Origin of the sequence: Prevotella sp. LCP21S3_D2, assembly GCF_052118345.1 — a bacterium.
Classification (GTDB): Bacteria; Bacteroidota; Bacteroidia; order Bacteroidales; family Bacteroidaceae; genus Prevotella.
The window spans coordinates 1-314 of record NZ_JBQKHJ010000128.1; the positions used below are offsets into that span (position 1 = coordinate 1).

Here is a 314-nt window from a genome sequence, read left to right on the forward strand (position 1 = left end):
GAAGAGGCTGCCATGATGCCCTAAGAGGTGCTCAGAAAATAATCGATGATGGCTACATTTATGTGGTTGACCTCGACTTGGAGCGTTTCTTCGACACGGTGAGCCACAGTAGACTCATAGAAATCCTCAGCCGCACGATAAAGGACGGTAGGGTGATAAACCTTATCCACAAATATCTCCGCAGTGGTATGATGAGCAAGGGTATGTTCGAGGCAAGTGGGGAAGGCACTCCCCAAGGAGGACCGTTAAGTCCGCTTTTGAGCAACATCATGCTCAACGAGTTGGACAAGGAACTCACAAGCCGAGGTCTCCCT

Annotated in this window: 1 protein-coding gene; it reads left to right on the forward strand. The window is 50.0% G+C overall.

Translation table 11 applies throughout. From position 1 onward, the window contains the following. Positions 1–314, forward strand: a 314-nt coding sequence (locus tag ACTQ16_RS16905) for a reverse transcriptase domain-containing protein (RefSeq protein ID WP_441938602.1), incomplete at both ends; no start/stop codon positions are given.